Source organism: Pseudoneobacillus rhizosphaerae, assembly GCF_917563885.1.
Taxonomy (GTDB): domain Bacteria; phylum Bacillota; class Bacilli; order Bacillales; family Cytobacillaceae; genus Pseudoneobacillus; species Pseudoneobacillus rhizosphaerae.
Window position 1 is genome coordinate 78,172 of sequence record NZ_CAKJTG010000019.1, and the last position, 9,025, is coordinate 87,196.

Genomic DNA, 9,025 nt, shown 5'->3' on the forward strand with positions numbered 1-9,025 from the left:
GCATTTTTAGAAGGAAGTGATTTTTTGAGTATTTCCACACAACAGCTTCAGGATGCGGCGAAGATCTTTTTCCATTTACTTAATCGAAAGATGATCTTAACGAACGATCCCATTTTGATTCCCTTTTTTGAAGAGGATGGAGTACGTGATGCAATCAAAGTTTTAGCTGAGGAATCGAGAACTCGTCTAATTCAGACGGCAGATCGCATTCATTTACTCGCTCGACCTGAGGGGTCTATTTTTGCGACATCCTTTACCCAATTTAAAAAGAAATATAGTGATGTTGAAAATAAGAAATATTTTTATATGATTAATATGCTAATCTTTGTGTTACTGGCGGAAATCGATATCCCATCAAATTCTAACCTTCGCTGGGAGCATGCTGGCGTATCTTATTATTTAATTGAAAAAAATATGACACAGTTGATAGTAGATTGGCAAAAGGAAAATAAAGAATCCGATGGAAAATTTAGTGATTCTTATGGATTGGCTGTCAATGATATGGCTGAGCTCTGGAGTTCAATGGCAGTTGATTCTGACCAAGAAATCGCAGATGATCGTATTTCTGCAACAAAGAAAACACATATTGGGCTGATTCACATGGCAATGAGGCTATTACGTGATGAGGGGCTCGTCTATATTATAGAAGATGAAAAGCGCGTCCTGCCGAAAATAGAGTTATATGAAAGATTAGAAGAAGGATATCATCATCAAGCACGTTACGAAGAAATGCGTGATCTTGTATTATCCACTTTACGTACTAGAGGTGAACAAGATGCCTAGGATAGAAAAAGTGAGGATTACCGGTGTTCGCTATGACAAAATGAAGAAACACTATGAAAATACGATTTTTGATTTTCTGAATGAAGAAGATCCACAGCATACGCTATTAACGCTTGTTAACGGTGGTGGAAAAGGGATGCTTCTTCAAATGATATTCCAGGCACTCATGCCTTTGACCACCTGGGGGAAAAATGGCGAAAATCATATTGATGCCCTTTTTTATAATGAAAAACAGCAGTTTGAGCCCTATACATTTCACGTCGCCTTGGAGTGGCGCTTGGATACGGAGCCAGCAGAATGGCTCGTCACTGGAATTTCTGTGACAGCACGTAAATATGGTCAGGAAAACGATGAAGTAGAAACAGAGCCACAGTATTTTTTATATACAAGTAAATATCGCAAACCTGAGGATTGGACCATTGATTCTCTACCACTTTATGATGGAACGTCTAAGCAGACCACTAGCTTTGATGATTGGGAGAATTGGTTGAAAAAACATAAGCCACAATTCCAGGTGTATTCGAAATCAAAGCAGCAAGCCTATTATCAATATCTCTCTTCTTACGGAATTGAAAAGGGTGAATGGCGTCAAATGAAGGAAATAAATCGTGACGAAGGTGGAATTGAGCATTATTTTAAAAAAGGGCTCGATAACTATGGCTTGTTTCACCATTTAATTATTCCTGAAATTAGCGCGTATTTAACAGAGGACCAGGAAGAAAATTTAATTAAGATTTTCCGAGATTCTTCAATTATTGCGCAAAAGCTGCCTAAGCTATTAAAACGAGAGGATGCTTACCAGCTTATACAGGGGAAGATTGTCCCGATTAAAGAGGCTTTAGAAGAAGGCCAAAACTTAGAGACTAAGCTTCAAGAGCATCAGGACCGCGCCAACTATTTGTATTTTGGTATGGAGGAACAAAAGCAAACGTATCAGTATGACTTGGATAAATGGATGGAGGATCAATCCCAGACAAAAAAGAAGCAAGAAAGTTATCTATGGCAAAAGGATAATTTGGAATATGCCAAGGAGTATAGAGCGTTTGAGCAGATTGAATCGGAAATCAAGGATGCTACAGCCCGGAGTCAGAAGTTAGAAGAAGTTATAGCTAGCTTAGATGCTGAAAAACACAACTTACAAGTAGACCTCGCTTATCTGGATTATCTTGAGTCAACAGACAAGTTAACAGCTATTGAGTTACGGATTAAAGCGTTGGAGGATGCACAAAATCTTGATGAGGAAAAAGAGCAGACAGCGGTGATTGAACAACAGTTAGAGGATAGTTGGCAGGAGATAGAGGCTGAAATCAATAGTGATATAAAGAGGTTTCAAACATTAGCCTATTCATTAAAAAAAGAGATCGATGTTCACGTTTCTCAGCAGAAAATGACCCAAAATGATTTGAACAAGATTCGTTCCAAGCTAGGAACATATACTGCCTATATTAAGACACATAATCAAAAAGCCATAGGAATGGAACAAAAATATGGCAAGGACATTAATCGTGAGCCAGAGCTTGTTTTACGAAGAGTAACAAAGGAACTACAGGAGTTAGAAGAGGATTTTCAACAATTGCAAGCTGAGATGACTTTGCTGCAGGAGAGTAAGGTAAAGGTAAGTACTCTAATCGGAGAAACTGGAGTATTGGTAAAATCAAAAAAGGATGAAATTTTCCAGGTAAGTAAGAAAAAGGAAACACGATTGGTAGAAGAACAGAGCTTCCATAAGCGTTGGTGCCGTTATTATCAAAATGACCGAGAATTTTCCTACTATACCGCTGACGATTGGTACGATGTTACGAACAAAATGAAGAATGATAGTACTCAATTTAGGTTGCAATATGACCGAATTCAAAAGGAGTATTGGTATCATCAGCTCGATACTTCATTGGTGAATGACGACTATTGGGTAGCAAACCATGATGTACGTAAGATTGTAGAGAAAATCTCAGAAATGGGTGTTCAATCCAGTTATGGAACACAGCTGATTCAACAACTGTCCGAGGAAGAACGTTCAAATATGATGGAAAGATATCCACTACTAGCTTACGGTTTAGTGATTCATGAGCTAGATTGGGAAAAGAAAATCGACCGAATTGAACTTGAACAACTATTGACACATTCACCTGTGCCGATTTTTATTCGAGAGAGAATGAATCAAACTTTTTCACAGCCCTTTGAAATTATTCGAGAGCAAGGTATTTTCATGGCATATAAACCAGTGCAATGGATTGCTTGGAAGGGGAACTTAGCTAAGTTAACGGAAGGTTATTTGGTAGATTTAGAAAAGCTTGACGGTAAAATAAGTGAGGCCGACCAATTGACTGACATGATAAAAACTCTTAGTAGTACTACTTTTCTTGATATTCTGGCTGAAGAAGAGAAGTCTAAGCAACAGCTAGTTGAGCTTGAATCGAAAAGCATTGAGTTGTATGAAGAGTTGAGTTTAATTGAGGAGAAATCGAGAGAGTTTAATGAGAAGACTAAGCAAAATAATCAACAACAAAAGTTAGCAGAAGGTAAGCTTAATGAGATCGGAAATTGGATAGTAAGCTTTCAACAATTCCAAGAGTATCAGAATTTGAAAGCGGAGGCTTTAGTAAAAGACACCGAGCTAGAAAAGCGATTAAATAAGATAGCTTCGGTAAATGAAGAGCTGAACAACAGTTTGAACAGCTGGCAGGGATTGTATCATAATTGGTTATATAGTGTTCAGCAACAAACCGAACAGGTTAGAGAAATTCTGCCAGCGATTTCATTTCCAGATAACCACATACTTCCTGCTGATGGTGAGGAAACACCACACCTTAGGAAGACGATTTTTACCGGTGTAATGCCACTTGTAAATGATTGGCATAGGTTTAAGCAGAAGATAGATAGTGCGAACAGTGAGCTTGCTTCTGAGCGTACGAAAAAAGAGTATCAGCTTAAAGATCAGTTGTCCAAAAAAGCGATTTTTGTGAATTTGGAAACAGCTTGGATGGATTGGGAAGTCCCGAAAGTACCATTTGAGATACTAGGTGAACGTTTATCGTTTAAAAGGGAGCAAATTAAACAAAATGAAGCTGAACTTCGGTCCGTTGACGGAGATGTGAAAGTATTAACAGGTCAACACAAACAACTAGAAAAACAGATTCAGAAACTTGAAAAACAAATCCTTCAAAACCATCATTTAGCTGCAGATCCTTGGGTGAATGTTGTGCTGGATGAAAAAGATTCCGAGATAGAAGAATCATTGAAAAAGCTGAAGGAAGATTTAGATGCGCAGGTAAAGATAATTTTTGAGCTCCGTCAAAAGCAGCAGCAACTTCAAAAGCAACAGGATATTTTAAAAACACACTTAGTTAGCTTGAAGAAGGTTGGTGAAATACCGATTTCCTACAAGGAGCAAATTAAAGGGGAGCCAGAAAAACTGGTTCAACACTGGATTAGGCAGAACAATGAATTGTCCCTGAATAAAGATCAATATCATAAAGGCTTTAAGGGACATTTGAAGGAGCTTGGATATCTTTTACAGGATGAAAAGATCGATGCTCCATTAAAACAAAGCATGAATCAATTAATTCCTCAACTGGAAAGTGATTCGATTCGTTCTGGATTAAGTGTGATTACTAGTGTGATCGAACATATCCAGTTTGAATTACAAAAATTGAAGGAAGACAAACAACAAGCGGAGGATGCTCAGGAAATTTGGGTGGACCGCGCCGTGATTCGTGTTATTCGAATTTTTCAATCACTTAAGCAAATGGTCAATCGAATGAAAATTAAAAATCAGGAGGGACATTCCTTCCCTCTCGTCGAAATTGAACGGTTAAAAGAAATTGAGACGACAGATGAGGAAGAATATCGACGACTACTTCGTGAACATTTTACTCAGACAATTGAAAAATTATTAGAAAATGACGAAGCAATTGAAAATCTTTCGGAAACTCAATTAAAGAAATATATCGATGATAACCAACTTGTTCTCATTTCCTTAAGGAACCGTTATCCCAAATTGCATATCTATAAACCACAAACGACAAATGCCTTTTTATACGAGAAACCACGTAAGCATCATTATACTGAGTGGGAAACGTTAAATAAAGGTTCGAAGATGGAGGCAAAAGGAAGTGGTGGTCAGCTTTTGGCAGCACGAACGATGATTATGATGATGATTATGACATTCAAGCGTCAGGAGCATAGCACCGATTGGTCTGTTTTAATCACGGATAATCCGTTTGGCCAAGCCGTATCAGCACATATTCTTGACCCGATTTTCTCAATTGCTGATGTCTTACGTTTCCAATGGATTGTTCTTGCTCCACCAGAATTAATCAAACTAGATGTCAGTCGCCGTTTCCCTGTTTACTGGAAGCTAGAACTGAATCAACAGAAACAAGGGGAGATAATTAAAGAAGTTCTACAGCATGGTGGTAGGAAGTTTGAGGAATTTGAATTTAGTTTATTTTAGATGTATGAGGGGGTTCTTCTGCTACGAGTAGAAGAACCGTCTCTATTTCTTCACATATATTTTAAGCCTCTTTTGACTTTCTATCTAACTCTAAAAGCTGCCCAAGAAACGAAATTTCTTGGATGGTTACCGAAAGTTCCCCGGTCGGAATTTTTAATGATATCTTTTCACCGATATTCTTAAAAAGAAGCTGTCTGCCTACCGGAGACAAAAAGGATATATAGCCAGCATCAGGATCGGACTGTTCTGGATAACAAATGACATAATCTTCTGTTTCGTTTTCCTCATCGTATAATACCGTGACCTTTGTCCCGATATACACCTTCGGAAAAGAGGAAATAAAATTATTCTTTTGATTATTGTTTAACAAGTCCTCAACCTCTAAGACGAATAAATTAAAAAAGTGTTTTAATCGTTCTTGTACAGGGGTTGATGCGATATAGAGATTCGTTAACTCCTTGATATTTTCATCAATATAAACCAATTGTTGAGCAAAGTATTCCTTATTTTGAAATGAACTATGGTTCATAGTATATAACCCCCAAGCTTGGATTCAACTTTGTACAAAACTTCTTTAATTTTTTCATTTTCAGTTCCTCCTCAATAAAAATAGACCTTCCATACAAAATTCAGCCCACTCAACGGTATATTGCCGTAAACTGTATTTCTGCACAAAAAAGGAGACCTTGCCCCTTTAGCAAGTGGAAGATATTAGTATTAATATTAACATATTTAATAAGGGAAAGCATGAAAAGCCATCATTTGTTATTTGGTAAACTTGGGCAAAGCATGGGGAAGGTAATTGCGTTTCATTTTGAAGCTCCATGTTTAAATTAGTTTAACTACATACTGGATATTTATGTTAAATTAGGAGTGTGAGGGAGGGGAAATAATTGGTTTATTTCGCAAAAAATCAAAGAGGGCTTTTGTCATGAAGAAGACACTTCTACTTATTTTGTTATTGATGTCATTCTTTAGTCTGGTTGGTTGTAGAAATGAAGAAGAAAAAATAATTCAACAAGAAATTGAGGCTTTTGTAAAAGAATACAAATCAACTTTGTATAGTGTTGATGATCCATTAAACCCTCCGTCATCATTAGAAGTTTCAAAAAACGCGAGACATTATTTAGCAAAAAATGAATTTGAAACGCTAATGGCTAATCGTATATTTGAATTAGCTTCCAATACAGCTAAAGCTCTTAACAAACAGATTGTATTGGAAGATGTTGTATTGGAAAAAGTTACATTTAATGATGATGGCGGGGCATGGGATTGTGACATTACTTTAAAAGTAAAACTTTATGATCAACAATCATCTGAAATTATCGAAAAAAAAGGTCAACTTTCAATCATGAGAAATTCAAATGAAGCGTTAATGGTTGTCCGTGATTGGGAAGAAAGAATTAAAGTTGATGGTGAACTTTTATAAATGTTAATGAAAAATAATGTCCAGTCCGAATGTGCCATGCATTCAGACCGATTTTTACTTCTTTTAACTGCTCCTGTCCGAATGTGCCATGCATTCAGACAGATTTTTGCTTTCTCTCCACTTAAAATCATTTTAATTCACCAATACTGTAATTAACTGTTCATCTTCCGTTCACATTACGAATTTATACTCAGGATATCAAAAGGTGAGTGGAGGACAAAAATGAATATTGCTTGGAAGGAAATAAAGAAAAATAAAGTAAGATTTTTGATTCTAGGTTCCATTGTTTTTCTCGTTAGCCTATTAACATTTATCATATCGGGTTTGGCCAATGGATTGTCACAGGACAATGCTGCTTTAATTAAAGATTTACCCGAGGGACAATTTTACATGACTAAAGATGCGGATCAAACCATCAACCTCTCAAGAATAGACAACGGTGTCCAAGACAAAATTCTCAACAAACAGAAGGAAGCTGTAGCTTTTTCTATTCAAATGGGATTTTTGAATGATAGCGATGACAAGCAGCAAAGTGTTGCATTTGTTACATCGACCGTTTCAAAGTTGTTTACAAATGTGAAAAAAGGAGAAATCGTCTTAGATCGCTCTATGGAAGATAAAGGTATAAAAGTTGGAGATACTTTGACTAATAATCAATACAGCGGCACTTTTTTGGTAAAAGGATTTGTAAACCAGAAGAAATTCAGCCATGCACCTGTCGCCTATATAAATATGGCGGATTACAAAGAAATTTACCGAGTAGATGCTATGCAAATGGCATTTATACCGGGAGAAGATACAACAAAAGTAATTGATGGATTAGAATCATTCACGAAAAAACAGTTTCTCAAAACTATTCCAAGTTATAGTGCAGAACAAATGTCCCTTAATATGATTGTTTGGTTTTTAGTGGTCATTAGTGGCATGTTATTTACCATCTTCTTCTACATGATGAATGTTCAAAAAATCGGATTATACGGGATTTTAAAAGCAATCGGAGTAAAAACAAGTACATTGTTTAAAATGATGTGGACACAAATGGTTTTTATTACAGTCATTGCCCTTGGATTATCCGTTGCGCTAAGCCGAGTTTTTAATATGATTGCACCTAAAGGAATGCCGTTTAGTTTAACCACTACAACAACTGTGCAATTGTCAGTCGTATTTCTCATCATCGGATTTATTGGAGCAACGCTATCAGGTCTGCAAATTAAAAAAGTAGAACCATTACAGGCGATCCAACAAGGAGAGGTTTAATATGACGATATTTACAATAGATAAAGTGAGAAAAAGCTTTTCAAATGGGGAAGTGAAGGAAGAAATCCTAAAAGGTATCAATTTATCTCTTAAGGAAGGTGAAGTAACTGCATTAGTAGGTGCTTCTGGTTCAGGAAAAAGTACACTCCTAACGATAGCAGCAGGACTTCAACCGGCATCAGATGGAAGAATTACTTTTGAAGGAGAAAATATGACCTCCATGAATTCAGAACAAGTTCGAAAAATACGCGCAACAAAATTTGGTTTTGTCTTTCAATTTGCCCATTTGGTTCCTTTTCTCACAGTTGAAGAGCAGCTGATGCTAATGCTTGATGTATCAGAAACTAAAATCTCTAAACCGGAACAAAAACGAGAAGTGGAAAAAATACTAAAGTTAGTTGAAATGGATCATCGGAAAAATGCTTATCCATCTTCCTTATCTGGTGGGGAAAAACAGCGGGTTGCTATTGCTCGTGCCATTATCCACAAACCAAAAATCCTATTCGCTGATGAACCAACAGCAAGTCTGGATTCAAAAAGGTCTAAAGATGTAATGATATTGATCCGAGATTTAACAAAAACGCTTAACATCACAACCCTAATGGTGACACATGATGAAGAAATGCTTTCATTTGCAGATCATATTATTAAAATGAGTGATGGACACGTTTTGGTAAATTTAAATAACATTTCTTAGCTCGAGATAATACATTACTGAGTAGCACTGGATTTTGCAGGGCTATTTTATAAATAAAACAGCAATATGATACAGTTAATTCAACATCATTAATTTAATGTTATCGAGTTTATTTTTTTAGGATTAATTGGTGTCGTACCATATGTAATTGAGGTTTTTAGTCAAATCCTTCTCCAAAAGTTGGGGGGATTAGAGAGGATCCGCTCTTATCTGTTGGGAAATCAGATATGCACCCGATCTGATAAATAGAAGGAAGAATTCCGCTTAATTAGTAAATAGTATTTAAAAAACTTTAAATAGACGGAGAGATTCCGCCTATTGACTCGAAAAACATAAAAACGGGGGAATTTGCATGTCATAACCGGAAAATCTCCCCTTATTTAGCCCGAAACGTGCTCCATTCTGA

At 36.6% G+C, this 9,025-nt stretch carries 6 protein-coding genes; 5 read left to right on the plus strand and 1 reads right to left on the minus strand.

The genetic code is table 11. From position 1 onward, the window contains the following. Positions 1 to 24 precede the first annotated feature (24 nt). Both LRP83_RS16015 and LRP83_RS16020 read left to right on the plus strand, forming a co-directional pair. Positions 25 to 783 carry a DUF6063 family protein gene (locus LRP83_RS16015; RefSeq protein ID WP_230497695.1) on the plus strand — a complete coding sequence of 253 codons (759 nt, stop codon included), beginning with the start codon at positions 25 to 27 and terminating at the stop codon, positions 781 to 783. After that, complete coding sequence (locus LRP83_RS16020) at positions 776 to 5,236, plus strand: hypothetical protein (protein ID WP_230497696.1); 4,461 nt, start codon at positions 776 to 778, stop codon at positions 5,234 to 5,236. The genes LRP83_RS16015 and LRP83_RS16020 overlap by 8 nt, the downstream gene beginning before the upstream one ends. A gap of 61 nt (positions 5,237 to 5,297) precedes the next feature. On the opposite strand, the gene LRP83_RS16025 is transcribed toward LRP83_RS16020, so the two are convergent. Further along, a complete protein-coding gene (locus LRP83_RS16025; protein ID WP_230497697.1) occupies positions 5,298 to 5,765 on the minus strand; it encodes a GreA/GreB family elongation factor in 468 nt (155 codons plus the stop codon). Between the two features lie 402 nt (positions 5,766 to 6,167). Here LRP83_RS16025 and LRP83_RS16030 point away from each other — a divergent pair, with 402 nt between their 5' ends. The 3 genes from LRP83_RS16030 (at position 6,168) to LRP83_RS16040 (ending at position 8,619) form a co-directional block, all read left to right on the plus strand. Then, positions 6,168 to 6,665, plus strand: coding sequence for a hypothetical protein (locus tag LRP83_RS16030; RefSeq protein ID WP_230497698.1), 498 nt, complete (start codon positions 6,168 to 6,170; stop codon positions 6,663 to 6,665). Between the two features lie 222 nt (positions 6,666 to 6,887). Continuing rightward, on the plus strand, positions 6,888 to 7,922 hold the full coding sequence (locus LRP83_RS16035) for an ABC transporter permease (RefSeq protein ID WP_230497699.1): 1,035 nt from the start codon (positions 6,888 to 6,890) through the stop codon (positions 7,920 to 7,922). Position 7,923: 1 nt separating this feature from the next. Then, a complete protein-coding gene (locus LRP83_RS16040; RefSeq protein ID WP_230497700.1) occupies positions 7,924 to 8,619 on the plus strand; it encodes an ABC transporter ATP-binding protein in 696 nt (231 codons plus the stop codon). Positions 8,620 to 9,025: the final 406 nt, after the last annotated feature.

Coding starts and splice junctions, on each gene's coding strand:
- LRP83_RS16020 (WP_230497696.1), top strand. CDS start 776: ATGCCTAGGATAGAAAAAGTGAGGATTACCGGTGTTCGCTATGACAAA.
- LRP83_RS16025 (WP_230497697.1), bottom strand. CDS start 5,765: ATGAACCATAGTTCATTTCAAAATAAGGAATACTTTGCTCAACAATTG.
- LRP83_RS16030 (WP_230497698.1), top strand. CDS start 6,168: ATGAAGAAGACACTTCTACTTATTTTGTTATTGATGTCATTCTTTAGT.
- LRP83_RS16035 (WP_230497699.1), top strand. CDS start 6,888: ATGAATATTGCTTGGAAGGAAATAAAGAAAAATAAAGTAAGATTTTTG.
- LRP83_RS16040 (WP_230497700.1), top strand. CDS start 7,924: ATGACGATATTTACAATAGATAAAGTGAGAAAAAGCTTTTCAAATGGG.